The organism is Paenibacillus sp. OAS669, from assembly GCF_014873645.1.
Lineage (GTDB): Bacteria > Bacillota > Bacilli > Paenibacillales > NBRC-103111 > Paenibacillus_S > Paenibacillus_S vulneris.
Genome location: NZ_JADBDR010000001.1, coordinates 60,458 through 83,730, shown reverse-complemented (window position 1 = coordinate 83,730; position 23,273 = coordinate 60,458). Strand labels below are relative to the sequence as shown.

General features: G+C 46.4%; 15 protein-coding genes. 14 read left to right on the top strand and 1 reads right to left on the bottom strand.

Features of this window, described 5'->3' with window-relative positions:
* Positions 1 to 125: 125 nt before the first annotated feature.
* The 14 genes from uxuA (at position 126) to GGC63_RS00230 (ending at position 19,879) form a co-directional block, all read left to right on the top strand.
* Positions 126 to 1,202 carry a mannonate dehydratase gene (uxuA, locus tag GGC63_RS00295; protein ID WP_079913070.1) on the top strand — a complete coding sequence of 359 codons (1,077 nt, stop codon included), beginning with the start codon at positions 126 to 128 and terminating at the stop codon, positions 1,200 to 1,202.
* A complete protein-coding gene (locus GGC63_RS00290; protein WP_079913071.1) occupies positions 1,199 to 2,047 on the top strand; it encodes an SDR family oxidoreductase in 849 nt (282 codons plus the stop codon). Before uxuA ends, GGC63_RS00290 begins: the two co-directional genes overlap by 4 nt.
* Before the next feature lie 206 nt (positions 2,048 to 2,253).
* Positions 2,254 to 3,291 (top strand): LacI family DNA-binding transcriptional regulator, encoded by a 1,038-nt coding sequence (locus GGC63_RS00285; protein WP_192700643.1) that lies wholly within the window; start codon positions 2,254 to 2,256, stop codon positions 3,289 to 3,291.
* A 126-nt stretch (positions 3,292 to 3,417) separates the two neighbouring features.
* Positions 3,418 to 4,743, top strand: coding sequence for an ABC transporter substrate-binding protein (locus GGC63_RS00280; protein ID WP_192700642.1), 1,326 nt, complete (start codon positions 3,418 to 3,420; stop codon positions 4,741 to 4,743).
* Between the two features lie 47 nt (positions 4,744 to 4,790).
* Entirely contained in the window at positions 4,791 to 5,603 is an 813-nt protein-coding gene (locus tag GGC63_RS00275; protein ID WP_192700641.1) for a formylglycine-generating enzyme family protein, read from the top strand.
* A 21-nt stretch (positions 5,604 to 5,624) separates the two neighbouring features.
* Complete coding sequence (locus GGC63_RS34220; protein WP_225947842.1) at positions 5,625 to 9,185, top strand: right-handed parallel beta-helix repeat-containing protein; 3,561 nt, start codon at positions 5,625 to 5,627, stop codon at positions 9,183 to 9,185.
* A gap of 407 nt (positions 9,186 to 9,592) precedes the next feature.
* Positions 9,593 to 10,477, top strand: a complete 885-nt coding sequence (locus tag GGC63_RS00265; RefSeq protein ID WP_192700640.1) for an AraC family transcriptional regulator — start codon at positions 9,593 to 9,595, stop codon at positions 10,475 to 10,477.
* 128 nt (positions 10,478 to 10,605) lie between these two features.
* The gene (locus GGC63_RS00260; RefSeq protein ID WP_192700639.1) at positions 10,606 to 11,886 is read left to right on the top strand and encodes a glycoside hydrolase family 27 protein; all 1,281 of its coding nucleotides are present in this window, start codon (positions 10,606 to 10,608) and stop codon (positions 11,884 to 11,886) included.
* A 242-nt stretch (positions 11,887 to 12,128) separates the two neighbouring features.
* On the top strand, positions 12,129 to 12,638 hold the full coding sequence (locus GGC63_RS00255; RefSeq protein ID WP_192700638.1) for an endonuclease V: 510 nt from the start codon (positions 12,129 to 12,131) through the stop codon (positions 12,636 to 12,638).
* A gap of 19 nt (positions 12,639 to 12,657) precedes the next feature.
* Positions 12,658 to 13,986 (top strand): SMI1/KNR4 family protein, encoded by a 1,329-nt coding sequence (locus GGC63_RS00250; RefSeq protein ID WP_192700637.1) that lies wholly within the window; start codon positions 12,658 to 12,660, stop codon positions 13,984 to 13,986.
* Between the two features lie 413 nt (positions 13,987 to 14,399).
* A complete protein-coding gene (locus GGC63_RS00245) occupies positions 14,400 to 15,749 on the top strand; it encodes an ABC transporter substrate-binding protein (protein WP_192700636.1) in 1,350 nt (449 codons plus the stop codon).
* Positions 15,750 to 15,865: 116 nt separating this feature from the next.
* On the top strand, positions 15,866 to 19,252 hold the full coding sequence (locus tag GGC63_RS00240) for a discoidin domain-containing protein (RefSeq protein ID WP_192700635.1): 3,387 nt from the start codon (positions 15,866 to 15,868) through the stop codon (positions 19,250 to 19,252).
* A 198-nt stretch (positions 19,253 to 19,450) separates the two neighbouring features.
* The gene (locus GGC63_RS00235; RefSeq protein ID WP_192700634.1) at positions 19,451 to 19,591 is read left to right on the top strand and encodes a hypothetical protein; all 141 of its coding nucleotides are present in this window, start codon (positions 19,451 to 19,453) and stop codon (positions 19,589 to 19,591) included.
* Positions 19,592 to 19,600: 9 nt separating this feature from the next.
* Positions 19,601 to 19,879 carry a hypothetical protein gene (locus tag GGC63_RS00230; protein ID WP_192700633.1) on the top strand — a complete coding sequence of 93 codons (279 nt, stop codon included), beginning with the start codon at positions 19,601 to 19,603 and terminating at the stop codon, positions 19,877 to 19,879.
* 181 nt (positions 19,880 to 20,060) lie between these two features.
* On the opposite strand, the gene GGC63_RS00225 is transcribed toward GGC63_RS00230, so the two are convergent.
* Positions 20,061 to 23,153 carry an efflux RND transporter permease subunit gene (locus tag GGC63_RS00225; protein WP_192700632.1) on the bottom strand — a complete coding sequence of 1,031 codons (3,093 nt, stop codon included), beginning with the start codon at positions 23,151 to 23,153 and terminating at the stop codon, positions 20,061 to 20,063.
* Positions 23,154 to 23,273 lie beyond the last annotated feature (120 nt).

Here is a 23,273-nt window from a genome sequence, read left to right as displayed (position 1 = left end):
GTACATAAACCGGTACGGACAAAATCTCTTATCCTCGAAGGTTCGGAGCTGATAGACTATTGGCATCCCTTCAATTAATATGTATACTAGTATTACTAGTATGTGATTAAAAGGAGGGCTCGAGGATGAAAATGGTTTTTAGGTGGTACGGTGAAGGCAATGATACCGTCACATTATCCCAAATAAAGCAAATCCCCGGCGTGGAAGGTATTGTATGGGCACTTCATGATGTGCCGGCGGGTGAAGAATGGCCGATGGATAAAATTCTGGAATATAAGAATAAAGCCGATGCCTATGGATTTCATCTAGAGGTTGTGGAAAGCGTAAACGTACATGAGGATATTAAACTGGGATTGCCTTCCCGCGACCGATACATTGAGAATTACAAGCGGACCATTGAGAAGCTTGCCAAGGTTGGAGCCAAGGTTATTTGTTATAACTTTATGCCGGTCTTTGATTGGATACGCACCGATCTGTTCAAGGAGCTGGAAGACGGTTCGACGGCGCTTTTTTATGAAAAGGCCAAGGTGGCCAATATGGATCCGATGGAGCTTGTTCAGAAAATCAATGAAAACCCTAATTTTACAATGCCCGGCTGGGAGCCGGAGCGGCTCAAGCATCTTACTTCTTTGTTCGAGGCTTACAAGCAGGTCACGGAAGAAGATTTATGGAATCATCTTCAATATTTTTTGGAACAAATCATTCCTGTGTGCGAAGCGAACGACATCCGCATGGCTATTCATCCGGATGATCCGCCTTGGCCGATCTTCGGTTTGCCGCGCATTATGACGAGCCAGGTTAATATCCGAAGACTTCTCAAGCTGGTCGATAGTCCGTACAACGGAGTGACCTTGTGCAGCGGATCGCTGGGGGCCAACCCGGATAACGACATCCCGGCTATGGTTAGAGAGTTTGCGGGGCGCATTCCTTTTGCCCATATCCGTAACGTCCGAGTCTATGACAACGGTGATTTTATTGAGACGTCGCATCGTGCCCAGGACGGCACCGTAGATATTTGCGGCATTGTGAAGGCTTACTACGATACGGGCTTTACCGGGTATGCAAGACCGGATCACGGAAGACATATATGGGATGAACAATGTCGTGCAGGCTACGGACTTTATGACCGCGCACTTGGCATTATGTACTTGTGGGGCTTGTGGGATTCATTAGCAAATCTAGCCAAGGAGGCAAAAGCATGATTACGCTAAACGATAATTTAAAAGGGAAAGTCGCTGTCATTACGGGTGGCAGCGGTGTCTTGTGCTCGGCAATGGCAAGAGAGCTGGGCAGGCAAGGCGTCAAAGTCGCTATTTTGAACCGGACTCTAGAGAAAGGCGAGCAGGTCGCTCTCGAAATACAAGCGGCAGGCGGTACGGCTATAGCAGTAGCCTGCGATGTGTTGAATGTGGAAAGCGTCAAGGCCGCGGAGAAGGTCGTAACCGAGAGATTAGGAGTATGCGATATTTTGATCAATGGAGCGGGAGGCAACCATCCAAAAGGCAGCACGACAAACGAGACTTTCAAGCCAGAGGACTTGCTCAATAAGGACATCACGACCTTTTATGATCTGACAGAGGAAGGTTTCGGGTATGTGTTCAACTTGAACTTCTTAGGCTCCCTGATCCCTACCCAGGTGTTCTCGCGCGGCATGGTGAATAGAACCGGCGCTATTGTAATCAACATGTCATCCATGAGTGCGCCGAGCCCGATGACCAAGGTGCCTGCTTACAGCGCAGCTAAGGCGGCAATCGAGAACTTTACACAATGGCTAGCGGTGCACATGGCGGATGTGGGGATCCGTGTCAATGCTATTGCACCAGGCTTCTTCTTGACAGAACAAAACCGCAGGCTTTTAACAAATGAGGACGGCTCATTGACGGAGCGCTCGAACAAAATATTGACTCATACACCGATGCGCAGGTTTGGTAAACCGGAGGATCTGCTGGGTACCCTGCTGTGGTTGGCCGATGAGAATTTGTCCGGCTTCGTTACAGGGATAACCATACCGGTAGACGGCGGGTTCATGTCCTACGCCGGGGTGTAGTGAACGAGGAACAAGGCCAGATGATTTATTTGAAGTGAACCGAATAAGCAATAACACATTACGGATGCAGCCAATGTATCCGTTTTTTTAATTTGAAGCGGCCGTTTGCCTCTTCCCAACGCTTCCATTTTTTTCTTGACATGTTAAACGTTTAAGCTTACTCTAAATGTATGTTAAACGTTTAACAAATTGGAGATGAATTGTTGATGAGCAAACCCAAACAAGTCACCATAGTCGATGTGGCGGAGCACGCCGGCGTCTCAATTGCAACCGTTTCCAATGTCCTTAATCGAGGTGGGATTCGTACATCGAAAAAAACGATTCGCAAGGTCGAATTGGCGGCCAATGAACTGGGCTACCGGCGAAACATCATGGCAGCGGGACTAAGCAGACAAAAAACCTTTGAAATTGGGCTCATTATACCAGGCTTTAAAAGCATCTACGGGACGTTAGCGGAGCATTTGCAGCTCGAAGCACATCATGCCGGCTACCATTTAACGGTTTTTTCCTCCAATGGACTAGACCCTGATATTGAACGAAGGCATCTTGAAGTGCTGCTGCAGCGAAGAGTAGACGGCCTTATTTGCCATGGTTTGGCCATGGGGATGGAGGCTACCAGGTCCATTGTGAATCAAGGAACGCCTTTGGTACTGATCAACGGCTGGAACTGGCCTGAGGATATTTCGATCGGTTCTGTTAATTTTGGAATTGCCGGGGCCAATGAGCAATCCTGCAAGGTTCTTGCGGAGCGAGGGTGTACCATGCTCTGTTATGTAGGACACAAAGGCTCGAAGATTATCGATGAACAGAGGCGGATCGGATTTGGGGAAGGGCTCCGGAAATATGGAAGCGGTTTACTTCATGACCTGGCGGATATTCAAGAGCTGGACTATGAAGGCTATTTGACAGACTTGGTACAACGGCACTCAGGACGGATCGGCATCATTGCCTTTGACGATAATATTGCCCTAAGGCTGTTGTCTGCTGCGAACAAGCTGCACATTCCCATTCCTGACCGATTGATGCTGATCGGAATTAATAACGATTATATAGCCATGAACAGCTATCCGGGAATCTCGAGTTGGGATATTCCTTATAGTGATCACGCCCGGTCGGTCATTCACAAATTGGTAAACAAGCTCGAAGGAAAACCGGAGGAGGGCGAGGTTCGGGAGTTGGAATTGCCTCTGACCTTCATGGACCGGGAAACAACCAAATTAACCGAAGAGATGGGGAACGGATAAGTCAGAGATTCTTTGCAATTCAACCCAAATATATGCATCACAACGGAATTTGAATACGGTTACATTCCATGAACAGACATGTGATTCTTTAAAATCTCAAAATCAAGTCACTAAAGGAGGACTTCCATGAGACCGAGGAAGAATTGGACCGTTCGATTGATAATGTTTACGACTTTATCCCTTATAGCGGGGGGATGCAGCAACGGGGCAGCCAACGAGGGGAAAACGGAGGAGGCCAACAAAAATGCAGAGCCGGTTGAGCTTGTATTTTATTCCGTAAGCAAGGATTCCGAGGAGAACTTTAATGAGCGATTCGGGAACGCCATTCGCAAAAAATTTCCCAACTATACCATAAAATATATTCAGCGTGTACCGAACAGTACGGATTTACAGCAGCTATTGACCTCCGGTGCACAAATTGATATTCAGTGGGACTCCATTGCATCGTTCACAGGCTCCGTGCTCGACAGCGGAACGGCGTTCGATATGACGGATTTGATTAAGCAGCATAACCTCGACTTGAACCGTTTTGAACCGAGCATGATTGATTCATTGAAGAAGATGTCCGGCGGTGGACTTTATGGCTTGCCCCTTTATAACGACCGGATGGCCCTCTATTACAACAAAGATCTATTTGATAAGTTTGGCGTACCTTATCCTAAGGATGGAATGACCTGGGACGAAATCATCGAGCTTTCGAACCAAATGACCCGGGAAGAAAGCGGTGTTGTCTATACGGGCTTCTCGCCTTCCCTTAACCAGGTATTCGTTTCCAATCCATACTCTCTTCCGCTTGTAGACAGCTCTACAAATAAAGCCACGATCAATAACGACACTTGGAAAAAAATCATCGATACTATGCTGATCCGCCCTACCCAAAATAATATGTACAAGAAAAAAATCGAGCAATCGAATGGCAAGATTCCTGATTCTAACACCTTCGTCAAGGAAAAAACATTAGCTATGTACACGGCTTCTCCTCTGCTCCCGGTAGTTTTTGCCCAGGATATGTCGTCGATGAACTGGGATGTTGTCACCTTCCCTGCATTCAAGGATTTGCCTGGCGTCGGCGCACAAGCATATCCCGGAGTGATCTCCGTGACGAAGATGTCAAAGAATAAAGATGCGGCTATGGAGGTGATCAAATATCTGACGTCGGATGAGTACCAGCTGGAGTCTTCTAAGAACGGAATCATGACCGTATTGAAGGACAAAGCCATTCAGAAAACACTTGGGCAAAATACGGCGTACAAGGACAAAAACTTTTCGGCGTTCTTCACCAAATTCCCAGCTATGGCAGAAAAGACGGTGAGTGAAAGCAAAGCAGCAGTTTTAGGCAAATATACGACAAACGCGATGAAGGTAGTCAACGAGGAAATGGACATTAATACCATGCTTCGTACGACGGAGGAGGAAGCAAATAAAGCCCTGCAATCCGCAAGTGCGAAATAGGTCAGGAGGGGAGGCGGGATTAGGATTATCGCTCTAGGAAGGTGACTATGAAACTTAAGATTTCTCTACTAACATTTCTGGTTGTTACAGGGATAGCAGCTGCGGGTCTACTATATTTCAGTAGGTCTGGACCAACAGGTGGTGAAATGAATCTGCCAAAAACAGAAATCCTGGATATAGGGCATGGCATCAACATGGAGTTTGTTCTGATTCATCCGGGGTCATTTACAATGGGATCTTCTGTGGAGGTAGGAGAGGGGGACGAAGCCCCAGAGCACAAAGTCACGATTACGAAACCATTTTATCTGGGAAAATATGAGGTGACCCAGGAACAATGGGAAGAGCTTATGGGGAACAATCCAAGTAAGTTCAAAGGGGATAAATGGCCTGTCGACAGCGTTAGCTGGGAGGATACCCAATTATTTTTACAAAAACTTCAAGAAAAGACAGGACGTAAATTCGCTTTACCTACAGAAGCACAATGGGAATTTGCAGCACGTGCAGGCACAAGCACCCGATGGGAATTCGGCGATAATGAATCGATTTTAGGCGAGTATGCTTGGTACCAGGAAAATTCAGATGGGGTGACTCATCCGGTAGGCCAGAAAAAGCCTAATGCATGGGGACTGTATGATATGTATGGGAACATTCAGGAGTGGTGCAAGGATTGGTATGCAGCTCCTTATCCGCAAGGGAATGCTTCTGACCCGCAAGGTCCAAATTCCGGCGATTCTCGTGTTTTACGCGGAGGGGCTTGGGGGGACGACTTCACCATGGTTCGTTCAACCTACCGTAACGCGTCCGGAACGGACGCTAAAACTCCGGGCATTGGTTTTCGGGTTGCAATGATAATGAATTAACAAGAAAAAGGAGGAAGAACTATGGAAAAATCAATAGCTGCCACGTTTAATGCAATGGGTCAGCTTTCCAAAATTTGTGCAGCCACGATCATGCTTAGTTTAGCGGCATTATTTGTAATAACATCCTCAGCATTTGCCGCAAATTACTACATTTCTCCAACGGGGAGTGACAGCAATTCAGGAACGGAAAGCGCACCGTTCAAAAGTATTATGAAAGCGCAATCAGCAGCATCCTCGGGGGATACCGTATATATCCGCGGAGGCGTTTATGATGATTTTGAAATTGCCAATACCGATAGTAATTATAATTATGTCCATGACATTACTAAGAGCGGGATTACCTACGAGGCTTATCCTGGGGATGAAAGGCCCGTTTTTGATTTCAAAAATGTGCCAACCAATTTGCGTGTGGCTGCTTTTCGTGTGGCAGATAAAGTAACGGGTGTCAAATTCAAAGGATTTGATGCGATAGGGGTTAAGGTAGGCAACCAAAAGCAATCCGAGGTGTTCAGAATAATCGGTCAAGCCGATTTCGAGAATGTAGCTGCTCATGATAATGAAGCAAACGGCTTTTACTTTACAACAAGAGGGACAGGAATTGTCCTAAATTGTGATTCTTACAATAACATTGGACCAACGGATACATCAGCGGGAAATACAGATGGTTTTGGTGCACATGCAGGTCCGGTTTCGTTCATTAACTCCCGTGCATGGAATAACAGCGACGATGGATTTGATAGTATCAGCTCGAGTGCGGCAGTGACTTATGACCATTCCTGGTCTTTCAATCATCGGGGGAATCAGAATGGGACAGGCGACAAAAATGGGTTTAAAGTCGGCGGATACTCCCATAGAACAACCGGAATTCCTGATCCAGTGCCGGTTCATACCGTTACTTATTCCTTAGCTGCTAATAACGGAGCGAATGGATTTTATGCTAATCATCAGCCAGGCCAATCAGCTAATTGGATTAATAACACCGCTTACAATAATAGGAATGCTAATTTCAATATGCTTGAGCGCGTTAGTCCAACGGAGGATATCGACATCCCCGGTTACAGAGAAGTGTTACATAATAACATTGCTTATATGGGCACACCTATAGCAAATGATAATAATCCGCCGGAACATGTCACTAACAATTCTTGGACCATGGATGGCGGGCTTAAGCTGACAGATCAAGATTTTGCAAGTTTGGATATGACCCAATTATCTGCGCCTAGAAAACCGGACGGCAGCTTGCCGGATGTTACTTTTATGCGTCCGGTGCCTACCAGTCATCTATACAAAAATGGCTTAGGCTACCTTGCTGACAGGGACGTTGACAAGACGGCTCCAGCCGATGCTACCTTCGCTGCGGACGTTACAGCTCCGACCAATGCCGACGTGACCCTAACGATTAGTTACCCGGATGATGCTGTTGTGAAAGAATACAAGTTAGGCGTCAATGGGGAATGGAAAGCTTATCATGCGCCCATAGCCATATCTGCTAATAGTACGGTGTACGCGAGAGGAACGGATGCTGCAGGCAATGTTTCGAATTTATCGAGCTACAACGTCAGCAATATCGACAAAACCGCTCCGAAATTCTCCATCCAGCTCGATAGAACAACGATTTGGCCGCCAAATCACAAGATGGTTAAGATCAGTGTCTTACCGAATGCGAGCGATGCTGAATCCGGCGTAGATTCAGTGATTCTAACGTCGATCACGAGCAATCAGCCGAATACCGATCGAGACGATATTCAAGCTGAGCTCGGAACGGCAGCAACTTCCTTCAGCTTGCGTGCGGAAAAATCACGTATCTATACCATCACGTACACGGCTTCCGATAAAGCGGGCAACCAAACCGTCGCAACGGCAACGGTCTCCGTACCACACGACCAAGCTGGTCAAAGCAGCGGCAACTCCCCACAATGGAAGTTCGACTTCGGTTCAGCCAAAAATGTGGCAAGTGGTTATACAAGCGTAACGGCTGATATGGAATACACACAGGAAAGAGGGTACGGTTTTTTAGGGTTGGGCCCGAATGGCTACCAAGAGGATAGTCGAAGCGATGGATTTGTGTTGCAAGAAGGACAAGAGATTAAGCTTCAAGAGGTTTCAAAGCCTAATCCGAAAACAGTTGATGATGATGCTGTAGCCGTAACAGAACCAGGTATGCCCATACGTTTTGCAGTAAAGGTAATACCCAATACCTATTATAAAGTGAAGGTTACTTTAACCGGAGCGGATCAGAGCAAGGATGCTAAAGTCAATTTGTTTTCTGAAAAAAGACATTTTCTTTTAACAGAAAAGGTTATTCCTGCCGGCACTCGTTTGACCTATGAATTTCATGTAAATGTTCAAGATGTTTACTCTAAAGTCACAGGGACATATATAGATACGATGCTAAATATTGCAGTAAGCGGTGAAAATGCAGCCATTTCTTCTGCCGAAATCGAGCAGCTGGAACAGGTTACAACGCTCTGGGTTCTTGGGGATTCAACCGTGAATGACCAATTAGCGCCACTCCCTTACTTCAGGCTTCAGAACTATTCGGGTGTCGGGCAAGCGCTGTCTAAATATGCAGGGCCGGATATTGCAGTATCGAATCATGCGGAAAGCGGATTGAATGATTATAGCAGTGTGAAACATTTTGATCAGTTTAAAGATCGTATTAAGCCAGGAGATTTTGTATTCTTTGAGTTTGGGCATAACCATAAAACCGATGGCCCGACAGGTTATTATAATGGTATTTCGTATTATTATGATTTTGTTCACAACAAGGGAGCTAATTTCATTATTGTAGGTCCAATAGATCGGCACAGGGCTTATCAGTACAATGCAGCAACAAACACATGGTCTTCCACCTTGGATGGTTTTTCTGCAATAGGAAAACAATATGTTGAAGAGAAAGTTGCTGCTGGTGCAACGGATATTGCCTTTGTAGATCTTAATGCTCCTTCACTTGCATGGTATTCTCAGCTTTGCGAGTCCTTAGGCAAAAAGGCTACAAGTACGGATTACTATTTCAGGGCAGTGCAAGGCGGGAGTGTGGACGGCACTCATCCGAACGATGCGGGTGTCGATCATTTTGCCAAAATGTTCTTTGATGGTGCAAAAGCCATAGTGAGTGCAGATCCTGGAGCACCGCAAGCTAAAGTATTGGCTAATTTACTAAAAGGTGCAAGAGACGAAGCTCCCTATACGGTTCCTGCTTCCATTACAAGTTTAGGGCCAGCACCGAATAGCGCCTACCCTCAGCCGTACGCAGCTCCAGTTAACTATCCGTTGGTTATAAATAATGTGGCTTTAGATGCAAATGGTAAAATAGTATCTATGTCTGTGACAAAACAAGGCGACCTTACTACGTACGGCCGAGGAATTGTAGAGGCATATAAAGCAAATGGTGAACTAAAAGGAACTGCATATGCAAACGAACAAATTGATAATACGATTGAAGGCACACAGACCGTTACGTTTGCTACAGACTTGACGGTTGGGGCTAACGAAACATTGAAGGCATATGTAATGGAATTTGAAGATAAACCGGGATATCCGCTGACAGATAGACAGCTTTCTGATTTTTATATCCCATAGTAGACTCCAAAAAACCCGGTGCTAGAAATTCGAGCGCCGGGTTTTTTGGGAGGGTCGGGCCGGTGTAAACGGAGATCCTTATGCATGAGAGCTGAAGGTGAAGCGATAAAAATGGGCCTGCCTAGATGGCAGGCCTCAGGATGCTGAGAAACCCTGTTTGCGTGAACTATGCTGCATATGGAGGTGGGGTATGCCTCGGAGGAGTTTACGTCCTCCTTTGAAACCCGTGAAAATACCGCTAAATCTAATCCTATTCACGGGTTCAACAGAGGCTGGGGGAGCATACCCCAGGTTATGAATGGGATGTGCTGTGCCTGAAATATTTCATTATCGGGGATAAAAATATGATAGCATAATGTCATGATCATCTTATATAGCATAGCAAGCGAAACCGAGGAGGAGATAGCATGGCATCCGGTACCGAGACAGGCACATTCGGTTTCCGATTCAAAGTCCCAACGAATTTGTCCATGTGCGAGTTGTTTGCCGTCGGGCGGGACGTAGTAAGGGATACATCTTACTGCTGGGACGGTCTCGAACGGACGGACGGTCCGCTGCTGCTGTTCCAATATACGTTGGAAGGCGAGGGTATTTATGAAAACGGCGGAAACACGTACCGAATCGAAGCAGGACGGGCATTTATGGCGGAAATTCCTGGAAACCACCGTTACTATTTCCCGGAGGACAGCTCCTGTTGGTCGTTTATTTTTGTGCTGCTAAGGCCGTCGCTCATCCTGCCGAATTGGGAGGAAGCAAAACGCAGATTGGGCGAAACGCCATACCTGCAGCAGACAAGCAGGCCTATTCGCTTTTTGGAGCATATCTGGGAGGAGGCGAATGCTGGCAGGATCACAGAACCGTATACCGCATCCTCGTATATGTATCAATTCGTTTCCGAATTGTGCCGGTTGGCGTCCGCGCCGGACGGAGAGGGACAGAAGTGGCCAGTGAAAATAAAGGAAGCCGCAGCGTTCCTGGAGTCCCATTATGACCGGATGATAAGCCTCGATCAGCTGTCTGAACAGCTGGGACTGTCCAAGTATCATCTATTACGTACATTCACCGCCACAGTCGGTATTTCGCCCAATGACTATTTAAATCGCGTGCGGATCGAGCAGGCGATGCGCCTGCTGCACCAGACGGATTGGAGCGTCGAGGAGATCGCAGAACGGGTCGGGTACTCTAGCGGAAGTTATTTTATCAAAGTGTTTCGAAAAGTGACGGGCCGGACGCCGGGGAGCTTCCGTTCCGGTGAGGGGCAATTGACATTCAACCGCATGTTCTTCGATTAACGAGATGAGGCGTGAACCGCAATATTTTACCATCGAATGATCAAGATTACTGTAGAAAAGCTGTATCTCCGAATCGTATGATGTAGATATAAGAGCAATTCATTCCAACATCGTACTGGAGGTTCGTCATGCAGCATCACTTCCTTGCCCCAACGCCCCCAATGGGGTGGAATAGCTGGGATTGTTACGGCGCGGCCGTAACGGAAGCCGAGATCCGCGGGAATGCGGATTATATGGCACAACATTTGAAGGACTATGGCTGGGAATACATCGTCGTAGACATCCAATGGTATGAGCCCGGCGCCGTCTCGTCACAATACCGGCCTTTCGTCCGGCTGGAGATTGACGAGTACTCGCGTCTTATGCCGGCCGTGAACCGCTTTCCTTCTGCGGAGGGCGGTGTGGGCTTCAAGCCTTTGGCAGACTACGTACATGGGCTAGGGCTGAAATTCGGTATTCATATCATGCGCGGTATTCCACGTCAGGCAGTTCATGACAATATGCCGATCAAAGGCACAGCCGCTACGGCACGCGAGATTGCACATCCGAATTCAATCTGTCCGTGGAACACGGATATGTACGGCGTTGACGTCAACAAGGAGGGCGCTCAAGCCTATTATGATTCATTGTTCGAGCTGTACGCCGAGTGGGACGTCGATTTCGTCAAGGTCGATGATATTGCCGCGTCAAGACTATATGGCACCCATCTGGCAGAGATCGAAATGATCCGGAAGGCGATGGACCGCTGCGGACGGCCTATGGTACTGAGTCTTTCCCCTGGGCCGGCGCCTGTCGAATACTCCGACCGCTTCGAGGCGAACGCCAACATGTGGCGGATGACCGACGATTTCTGGGATCAGTGGCCATTGCTGTACGACATGTTTGATCGCTGCGAGAAATGGGAAGGAAGTCCGAAGCCAGGATGCTGGCCTGATTGCGACATGCTGCCGCTTGGGCATATCGGCATCCGCTCCGTAGACGGCGGAGGGACTGATAGATGGACGCGTTTCACACGGGACGAGCAGATGACGATGATGACGCTTTGGACCCTCTTCCGTTCGCCGCTCATGTTCGGCGGAGAGCTTCGTGATAACGACGATTGGACGTTATCACTTCTGACAAACCGTGAGGTGCTTCATATGCACCGCTCCAGCTTCGGTGCCCGCCAGGTCATTCGGGAAGGTGCCCGCATCGTCTGGAAGGCCGAAGGCCCAGAGGGTGTGCACTACGCCGCGCTGTTTAACACCGGTGAGGATCCTATTGTTATATCCGTACCACTGGCCCGGTTAGGCATAAGCGGAGCCGCACAAGCGAAGGAGCTGTGGAGCGGCCGGGAGATCGGCTCGGTGGATCATGAGCTGGCCGTAGAGGTTCCGCCGCACGGAGCGGCACTCTTCGCCCTAACGTAGCATACACAATAAGCCGTAGTCGTGTTGACTTCACTCTTCACAATAGGGCCCAACATCTCCATAAGCACTAAGCTTAGTAGAATCAAGCTGGACGTACCATTATGCTCTCTTTCCTATTGGGATTGAGGGCATTCCTTTTTAATTGAGCTTTCCTCCCATTGACGATGAAATGGCACGGCAAAATGTGATATATTGGGTTAAATCATAGCTTAAAAGGTGCTTAAAGGAAGGAATCGCCATCCATGATCATCGCTGTCGATGTGTATTATGAGGAGCATAGAGCGAAAGCAGTGGGAGTTATTTTTCAACGCTGGGAAGATCCCGAACCACTCGAAATCATCACGTCTAATACGGAAAACCCTCACGAATACGAAGCGGGATCTTTCTATAAACGAGAGCTCCCCTGCATACAGGAGCTGTTAAAGCTTACGAACATTAATCAAATACATACTATTGTTGTGGATGGCTACGTGTACCTAAACAATGAGAGAAAGCCCGGGCTCGGATATTATGTTTACAGCAATTTTTCAGGTGAAATTCCAGTAATCGGTGTTGCAAAAAGCTCCTTTCACGGCAACGAAGCCTATGTCAAGGAGATTTATCGAGGCAGCAGTTTGAAGCCTTTGTATATAACCTCTGTAGGCATAGAATTGGAGGCTGCTTCCAGGCACATTCAGAGTATGTACGGAGAATACCGATTTCCGCATCTGTTGAAATTGCTGGATAAGCAAACAAAGGAAGCTCGGCTATAGAAGAGAAGGGGGATTCCCTATGTTCTTTTGGAAGAAAGAAACGCAACTAGATCGAATAAAAAGCAAGCTCGAAAAGGCCCTTCACAAAGATGCGAATTTTTCAGTTTTTGGGTCGTCCTCCCATAAATACAGGGTTAATGATAAGCTCTCGGTAAAAGAGCTTGAGGAATGGCAAGCGGCAAATCAGGTCACACTGCCGGAGCCTTATGCGCAGTTTTTGACGAAAGTTGGAAATGGAGGCGCCGGGCCGTATTACGGGATGTATTCTATAGAAAAGGCAGCTTCCTATACCGATAGCAATGCGCTCGCAGCAAAATGCGTTCTGCACCCCGGAATGAGCAAGGAGGAGTGGAACCATCTGGTTGATCCCTTGATCAGTGATGAGGACATCTCCGATCCGGAATACGACGCAGCCTGTAATAGAGTGATGGGAGGCATGTTGTGCATTGGCACACAAGGATGCGAATACGATATGTATCTCGTCCTAGAAGGGGAACACAGGGGGAGAATCGTATACACTTCCGATTTTTATCCTGATCATCCCTTTTTCTTCGTCTATGAAGACAGCTTTCTGGACTGGTATGAGCGCTGGTTGGATGAAATTATACTGGATTACGATATTGCGTGGTTTGGCATCAAAATGCCGGGCGACGAAAATGCATTGATACAGGTATATCAAAACACCACAGACGAAGATATCCAATTAAAAGCGCTTGATGGCATGTTCAAGTTTAAGAACATCTCGCAGCCAACCATGGATTTTTTAAACCATGTTGCCGAGCAAAAACAAAAAGGCCGCGCCACAGCCATTCGGTTAATCTGCAAAACCTCTGTAGAAGCAGGAAGAGACTATCTTCTGGAGCTGCTGCATTCGGATAGTGATGAAGATTTTGTTCAAGCTTTAATGATTCTGAACTCTTACGGAAAATCTGCGGATATCACGGAATTTATAAAAGTCATATTGCACAGTCTTGACAGGGTTCATAATCAGGAAACATTACGTTATGTGGGATATGTTTTAGAATCCTCCGGCGCAATCACACTCCAAAATTTTGCACCCTTTTTGTGCCATGCTGACTCGAATATGCAAGCCGCCGCAATCTATGCGACACGCAGCTGCAACGACAAATCGGAAAGCTGGGAGATCATTGAACAGATGTTCAAAGATGGCGGCAGGGAGGTAATGAAAAACTCCATTTTATTTTGGGGTATTGTCCCTCACGCTAAGCTATTGCCGTATTATAAGGCCGCATGGCCGGAATATAAACACAATCCTAATTTTAGAGAAAAATTTATAGGCTGTTTGAAAGAATTGAATTTGCCGGATGATTATTTTGACCAACAATAATTTCATAGTACAACCGGGATTCCCCATGAAGTTATCAGGCAAGTGAAACATTTAGAAACATACAAAAGGTGGTAGGTGGGGTATCCCTCGTAGGAGCGATAGCGTCCGCCATTATTCCCGGAAAATACCCGCTGTAAAGCGATATAATCAAAATTTTTCTGGGAACAACAGTGGCTGGAGGGGGATACCCCACCGGGGTACCGATGCTATTTTTCAAGCTTTACAGGTTTTTCGACAGACTCAGAGGCCGCCTAGGACAACTAGACTGCCTCTATTTGTTGTTCGGCCAACAAGTTATTGGAAAAAAGGATAAATAAACGGTACATGAAACAAAGACAGCACTTAAACTCAAGACTATAATTATGTAAACGGTCTTTGCATTAGGCCCAATTAGGAGGGAGGTAACGCTCCAAATGGTCAGAATCCGTAACGCATCGATCTTGGTGCTGAGCAGTTTGTGCTTCATCTCGGCACTCTCGGGTTGCAGCCCGCAAGCGGGCAGTCAGGCGGACGGGAACACGGCAAATACAGCCGGGGAGAACGAAAAAGCCGGTACAATGAATTTCGATCCTAATTTGTCAGCACAGCTCAGCATATACACCGATTTGGGCATGACCGACGAGTGGTTTGAAAGGTTTATCATAGCCCCGGTTAGAAAGAAATTTCCTAATATCACCTTGGAAGTGGTTCGGAAGCAAAAAGGAACCAACCCGGACGAGCTTGTCATTGCGGGGACATTTCCGGATATTTTGTACAACAGCACGCCTCGATTAACGCAGTACAAAGATTTGAACCTGCTCTATGACATGAGGGAGCTCATCAAGAAGCATCATTTCGATTTAAACAGTTTGAACCAGCCTGCTCTGGATGCCATCAAGCAGTGGGGGGATAAGGGCGAGCTTTACGGGCTTCCGTTCTGGGTAAATTTCTCCGCTCTGTACTATAACAAAGATATTTTCGACCGTTTCGGCGTACCGTATCCGAAAGACGGGATGACCTGGGACGAGGCGATTGAGCTATCTAAGAGTCTGACAAGAAATGAAGGCGGAGTCGCTTACCGAGGGCTTGATATCCATTCGTTGAATGATTTTTACAGCCAGCTATCGCTTCCGTACGTGGATGCCCAGACAGACAAACCGTTGCTGGAAACAGAAGGATTTAAGAAGGTTTACGAAACGATGATGAAGCTGTATAAGATTCCAGGCAATGAAATCCGGAAACCCGCCAAGGATGCATTTTTAAAAGATAAAAATCTGGCCATGTGGCCGATGTACGCGGACGTTCCGACCTTGATCAATGATCTGGAATTAAACGGTGACCCGTTTAACTGGGATATGGCACAAATGCCGAGCTTTCCGGATTCGCCGGGAGTTGCCTGGCAGGCGGATTCCCACAATCTCCACGTGACAAGTACAAGCAAAAACAAAGAAGCGGCTTTCCAGGTGATCATGTACCTGCTGTCACAAGAACCGCAGATGGAGCTCGTTAAGAGCGGGCTGCTATCTTCCTCTGCCGATCCGGAGATGAATAAGCGATTCGGTGAAAGCATTGGCGTGTTCAAAGGGAAGCATCTGGATGCCATCCTGAAATCGAAGCCGGCCCCCAAGTATACGATGAGCAAATACGATTCCATCGCTTCGGGCGAGTTTAATGCGGCGTTCAAAAACGTGGAGTCGGGAGCAAAAGATATGAATACGGCATTAAGGGAAGCGAATGAAGCTGCCGAGAAGAGAATACAGGAGAAAAAGGCAACCCAGAAATAGCAGAAAAAAAAACTAATCGTTACAAATAAAGAATTATGGAAACGGTTTCTTTGCGAGATAGAGATGGAGATGCAATATCGCGGATGCGAAGAAGTAAGGACAAGGAGAACAATTGGATGATTGGATCATTACCGCAGCCTATATCGCTTCACGGAGTTTGGCGTTTTCAGCTTGATGAGAATAATGTTGGTATCCAGGAAACATGGTATAACCGGCATAGCTTTGACCATACGATCCTGCTGCCGGGCACGTTACAGGCTCAAGGCTTTGGTCACAAAATTTCGGCCGATACGCCATTCGTTGACGGCTTGCACGACCGCTTATGGTTTTTGCGAGAGGAATACAAGGAATTTACCGAAAAGGATCATACCAAGGTTCCTTTTTTATCACAACCGGTTAGGCATTATATTGGGGCAGCCTGGTACCAGACCGACATCGATATTCCTCCGGAATGGGAACATAAGCGTGTGGAGCTTCATCTTGAACGCGCCCGTTGGAAAACTTCGGTTTGGATTGATGATCAGAGCTTTGGCGATTACGATAGTCTTTGCGCTGAACACATCTACGATCTTGGTATATTACGAAAGGGGAAGCATGTATTAACTATTAGGGTAGATAACAGTATGATTTATCCCTATCGCCCTGATGCCCATGCTGTGTCAGATTCCGTGGGAAACACATGGAACGGGATCGTCGGCACTATGGAGCTTGTTCCTAAGTCTCTCGCAGGGTTCGACGATATTTCCGTATACCCGGATTATTCAACCAAGAGCGCGCTTGTTAAAATCCATATTACCAATCGAAGCGGAAGCCGGCATCATGGTGCTATTGTCATAAAAAAGACGATAAACCTTAATTGCTCAGACAATGACAAATACCCGACGATTAGCGATAACGAGACCTTTCATGCCGATATTGACCACGAAGGTGGGATTATAGAGTATACCGTGCAGCTTGGGGAGAACGCCTCCCTGTGGGATGAATTTAATCCCGCTCTGCATCAATTGGATATTACCCTGACAGATCGGCAAAGCGGTGAGATCGTTGATACGAAATCCATAACATTTGGTCTTAGAAATATTACAGCTCAAGGGAGAAATTTCGTACTCAACGGAAGAAATATTAGCTTTAGAGGTACCCATGATGCAGGCTGCTTTCCTTTGACAGGCTCCCCTTCAACGGATGTAGAGGAGTGGAGAAGAATCATGTCTATATGTAAACAATGGGGCATGAATCATATCCGCTATCATTCCTGGTGTCCGCCTGAAGCGGCATTTGTTGCAGCCGACGAGGCGGGCATATACCTTCAGATAGAAACCGGCATGTGGAATTATTTTATTCCGGGAGGCGTTATTGAACAGCAGCTGCATGTTGAGACGGATAGAATTATCATAGCGTACGGCAACCATGCATCCTTTCTTCTGTTGTCATCAGGCAATGAGCCGCATGGGAATTATAAACCTTGTGTGAGAAGCTGGGTTGCAAAGTACAGGAAGCTGGACAACCGACGTCTCTACTGCGCCCAGTCAGGCTGGTTTTGGCCCAGGGACGGTGAACCTGTTGACGGAACGGATTATTATTACACGTGCAGCCGTGGGGAAGGAAGAATGAGAGGCATCCACGGCTGGTTTGGCCGTGATTATTCCAAATACCTCGAAGATATGGAAGTTCCTTTCCTGTCTCACGAAGTAGGCCAATATTGCGCCTATCCTGATTTTTCAATCATCCCTAAGTTCACAGGTTATTTGCGTGCCGGAAACTATGAAATATTCAAGCATTCTCTGGAAAAACATAACATGCTCCATAAGAATGCGGACTTTGTGCAGGCATCAGGAATACTTCAAGCTGCGGCTTATAAGGAGGAAGTGGAAGCCAATCTTCGTACGTTCGGCTATTCCGGTTTTTCACTACTGGATCTGCATGATTATCTTGGCCAAGGAAGTGCCCTTGTCGGTTTGCTGGATGCCTTTTGGGAACCCAAGCCTTACATTAATCCGGAGCAGTTCAGACGTTTTTGTGCTCCGGTCGTTCCGCTTGCAAGAATAAACAAATTGGTATATACAGCGAGTGATACTTTGTGCGCGGACCTCGAAATCGCATGCTTCGCCGAGGAGGATTTACTTGGGGCAGCCATATATTGGAAAATTATAGATGAAAGCGGTAATGTGTATATCAACGGCAGTTTTGATAAGCAAGAGATTAGAACGGGAAGAAATTCTTTCATCGGGACAATAGAGACCGATTTAGGCGGCCTTCCAACACCTTCAGCTTATAAACTCGTCGTTGGCGTCGAGAATACAGCTATTGAAAACGACTGGAAGTTCTGGGTCTACCCGGCGAAGAGCGATTTTTCAAGCTTCGATAGTGTCCATGTTACAAAAAGCTTTAGCGAGGCTGTGCGTTTATTAAAAAACGGCGAAAAGGTTTTATTCTTGCCGGCAGCGGAAAGTCTGGATTATCATTGTCCGCCGCTCTCGATATTGCCGCCGTTTTGGAATACGCAGATGGGTCCGAAATGGTCAAGAAGTCTCGGGCTTTGGTGCGATACGGCACACCCGGCACTCGCGGAATTTCCCACCTCCTGCGGTATGGAATGGCAGTGGGCTGAGATCGTTGATAATGCCCGCGGTATCAATATCGAAGCATTGCCTGATGAAGTAGAGCCTTTCATCTGGCCTATAGACGATTGGAACCGTAATTATAAGCTCGCTTTGGCGTTCGAATGCAATCTTTATAACGGCAAGCTGATGGTATGTTCCGCCAATCTTGTAAAAGACCTTGATCAAAGACCGGCGGCAAGACAGCTCCTATACTCCATTCTAAAATATATGGATAGCACTGACTTTCAACCTAAAGTCAAAGTAACCAAGAAGCATCTCCAATCGTTTCTATTTGATACGGCGGTCATGAAAAGATTGAATACAACAGTGAAGCTCGTTGAAGAGGAAGCAAGTGATAGCAGGGATATTAAGGTGGATTTGACAGCACCCGACACTTCAATTGACCGTATACTAGACGGCGACCCTAACACGTATTGGCTTGCAGGCGGACCCTACGGCGGGAAGTATCCTTTTGTTCTCGAATTTGAGGTGGACCGGCCTGTCTCGGTACGGGGAATCCATGTGATGCCCAGACAAAATCATAGGGATGCGGAAGGGGCAGTAAGAAAATATGAAGTATACACTTCGCTGGACGGCAATGAATGGATTCATGCTGCATCCGGAGAGCTCTCGGCATCGTTCGACTTAAAAAGAGTATACTTCGATAGCAGTATGATGCTCCGGAAGCTTCGGCTTAAATTAATGGGGGGCTTCGGAGCCGAGGACGTATTTTATTGGATAAGAGATAACGGTTTCAGATCAACCCGCGCCTCATATCAGGATGAATGCGCATCGTTAGCTGAGGTTTCGTTTATCTGTGATGAAGGTAGTGACTCCATGCATTCAGATAATATAAAGATTCATTATAAACAAGTGGGCACTGCATCGGAGGAGATCTACTAGGAGATAGAACCCTCACCAGCTCCGGCGTCAAATAAAGTGTCCCGAAAAAACAGTCGCAGATTACTGGCGGTCAAGCCGGTGCCCTGCGGCTTTTTGTCGTTACTGCCTTTCCTCGTCGGCCGATGGCGTATTTCCTGCTGAAATTTCCATGCTGCCGGAATCAAATTCAATCGGCCATACAGTTAAGGAGTGAAGGAAATGAAAAAATTAATCGTTGGTTTTACGGCAGGAATGCTGATCGGCTCTGCTGCAACGGCGTTCGCGGACAACATCCCAAGCTCTCCTCCTGCCGCAGGCGCTGCGCAAGGAAAGCCGAAGGCCGCCGAGGAAGAGGCATAGGGCAATAGGATGGAAAACAATCGGGAACCAATGGCCGGCGAGGGCAACTGGGTCGACTTCCACGATCTGATGGAGACGTTGAATAGAAAAAAACTCCATAGTTTTGGCGGTGGGGGAGGCAGTACAACCATCTTTACCATTAACGGAACAGACTATAAGCTGCCTCAATCGCAAAAAGGCGACGATCCCGTTTTGATCGATATCACTCCACTGATCGAAGCGAAATTGATGACATTGGATGAGGCGAGGAAGCGTGGATTGGCAAATCCACAATTCGCCGTAGCATGATGTTCTATCAAAGCTTAGAGGCTATCGGTTCATGGTGGATGTACGGATTTACACCGATTTGCCCGTACACCATGCTAATGACCACTTTAGAACCAAACCGGTAAGAAGTAGTCACCTGGCATGTTGAGTTGCCCCTAGCTTCGTTTAAACTAAAATTTATCATCAGATATACGCTTTTTACTCAGTCGGCAATTATTTCGGATTCAGTGCCCTTTGACGAATTTGAACGATAAGTAAAACGCATTTTAATATGCTCCACAATTTCAAACATACAAGGCACAACAACCAACGTTAATAATGTAGATGTAGTTAAACCGCCCATAACCACTAATGCCAATCCTTTAGAAATCACCGCCCCTCCACCGTGTCCCAGGACCAGGGGCAACAAGGATATGATTGTAGCTGCCGCTGTCATAAGGATGGGCCTTAATCGGGTAGTCCCTGCTTCAAGAAGCGCAGTTCTTGTTTCCATACCCTCTTCCTGGAGCTGCTGCACGCGATCGATAAGTACAATGGCATTGGTTACAACAATCCCGATTAACATAAGAAATCCGAATAGCGAGGATATACCAAGCGGTTCATCGAATATAACCAAGCTTCCAATACCCCCGATGGTCGCAAACGGTAATGAAAAGAGGATAGCAAAAGGCGAGCCTGCATTGCCAAAGGTGAGAACCATAATGACATATATGACAAAAATGGAGGCCACCATTACACCCAACATCTCTCCGAACGGTTTGGCGATATCCAAACTTGCCCCTTGAACCTTAGAGACGACACCGGCGGGAAGCTCCAGGGCATCTAGTTCTGCTGTTACTTTGTTGCTAATTCCTCCGGTATCCTGACCATTAATCGTAGCCGTAACTGCAGCATATTGTTGTTGATTCTCTCGAAAAATGGAAGTAGGAGAAGCTATGCGCTTAATTTTGGCTATATCATGCAATTCCACCGTCACTCCGTTAGCCGTCTTGATTCTCAGTTCACCAAGCTTCCTAACATCATTGACGTGCAAGGGGTCCACTCCGACATACGTTTGAAACTCGGTGTTATCAAACATTATTTTTTTCATTTCAATTTCATCAATCCAGCTATGAACGGTCTGCAACACTTGAGCCGCTGTCACACCATATATTCGCGCTTTATTCAGATCTACCAGTACCTCTAACTCAGTTTTGGAGTCGCTGAAGCTATCTCTTACATTGGAAAGATCAGGATTGTTTCTCATGGCATTCGATATCTTCTCAGACGCTTCCCTTAAATTAGCCGAGTTGTTTCCTATTAACCGATATTCATAGCTGTTGGAAGGAGAGATTCCGAGAGCCGATATGATTCGGCTGTACACCTTATAATCGGCTGGCAGTTCATACTGAATTTTAGTCTGAAATTGCTTCATCATTTCTCTGGCCGGTAAAGAATCATTAACTACAGCAATAAGAACAGCCCGGTTGGGGAAATCTTTTTCTTCCCAATTGAATCCAATTAATACTTCTATTTTGCTAAAAACAGGCTCCCCCTTCGGATCTTTCACCTCGATTAACATCGTTTCCAGTTGCTTCATTCTATCATCCATAGCACTCAGGGATGTATCATGCGGAGCCTGTATTTCGAAGCTTACTGTCTTGTCAATCTCACTGTCCGGGAGAAAAACGATTTTTACAAAAGGAGCTGCGATTCCGATCGAACCGACTAGTAGAATTACGGCGACAGTCAGTGTTTTGACCTTATGATTTAGGCTCCAGAGTAACAGGCGAGAATACTTAGCAGTAAACCGTCCCGCCTTCTCTTCGTGAACAGGAAGCTTCTTTTGACGTAAGACAAACACCTTCGCCATCAGCGGTATGATGGACAATGCTACAACAAGCGAAGCCATCAGCGCACAAGTCACTGTTAATGCGAACTGGGCCAAAATAGTTCCAGCCGGATCGCTAACTAGGCCAAGCGGCAAGAATACAGCCACCGTAGTAATGGTTGAAGAAGTAATGGCGGCAGAGACTTGTTTCGTGGCGAACAAGATCACGGAATCCTCTCGTTCCTGCTTCTTTTGCAGTTGGGAATAAATATTCTCAATAACCACAATGCTGTCGTCAACCACCCGACCTATAGCAATTACCATACCACCCAATGTCATAATATTAAGCGTGATGTCAAATACTTGCATCAAAATAAATGTAATTAACATGGATAGTGGGATCGAAACAAGCACAATACTTGTCATTCGAATATTACGCAAAAACACCAGAATGATGAACGCTGCCAGTAGCGCTCCAAGTATTCCTTCCCTCAGCATGCCAGAAACAGAATTGTTAATTTCGACAGCCCCATTGATTACAATATCAAAAGAAAGAGCCGGATACTGTTGCTTCCAAATTTTGATAAGCTGATCTGCTTGTTTTGTAAATTCAACGACATTGGCAGAATCAGTTTTATACAGATGCACAGCAATGGCAGGAGAACCGTTTAAACGGCTTATAAACTTGGAATCGTCAATAGCTTCAATTTTTGCAATTTGGTTCAAATTGAGCAGATCACCGCTAGGCGAAGTTACCTTCATCAAAGTTAAAGCATATAGAGTGTTTAGGCCCCCTTTGACACGAATCATCTCTGAACTGCCATCAAACTCAACCTCACCCGCTGGCTTGGAGATGAGCCAAGCTTCTATGTACTGCGCTACTTGCGATGGAGTCATGTCAAACTGGTTAATCGCATCGGCATTCAACTTAATTTTTACGGTCGCCTCGCTATTGCCGATAGTTTCAATCCGATCCAGGCCGCGAATAGTTCTAAACCCCGGAAGGAACACATCGTCCAACAATCGGCTTAGTTCCGCCTGACTGACATCCTCCTTACCATATAAGGACAAGTAATAAACGGGTACCGATACGATTCCTTGGTTTAAAACCTTGGGCTTCTCTGCATCATCAGGCAATTTAACCGATTGAATGAGGCTTTCTACTTCCTTCTTGGCTTCTTTGGCAGAAACACCATCTTCTAATTCTAATGTAATTTGAGAAAAGTTATTGCTGGAGACCGAGCTTAATTTTTTCAGGCCATCCAGCCCCTGCACCTTTTCCTCCAATTTTTTCGTCACATCCTTAAGAACGTCTTCAGGCGGTGCAGGGTACGCCGTTTCAATAAAAACCAAGGAGTTTTCCATCCGGGGAAGACTTTCAATTTTCAATAACGTTGCTGAATACATCCCACCTATGGTTAGCATGATGGCAATAATTAAAATAGCAGATAAATTTTTCATAGAAAATTGAGTAATTCTAAGCATATGTAACACTCCATCACTTAATTTTGGAAAGCTTTTTATCATAAGTACAACTGCAGCAACCAAAAATCACATTAAACCAAAAAGACCAAAAAGACCAAAAAAGTAAGCAAAAAAAGTGCT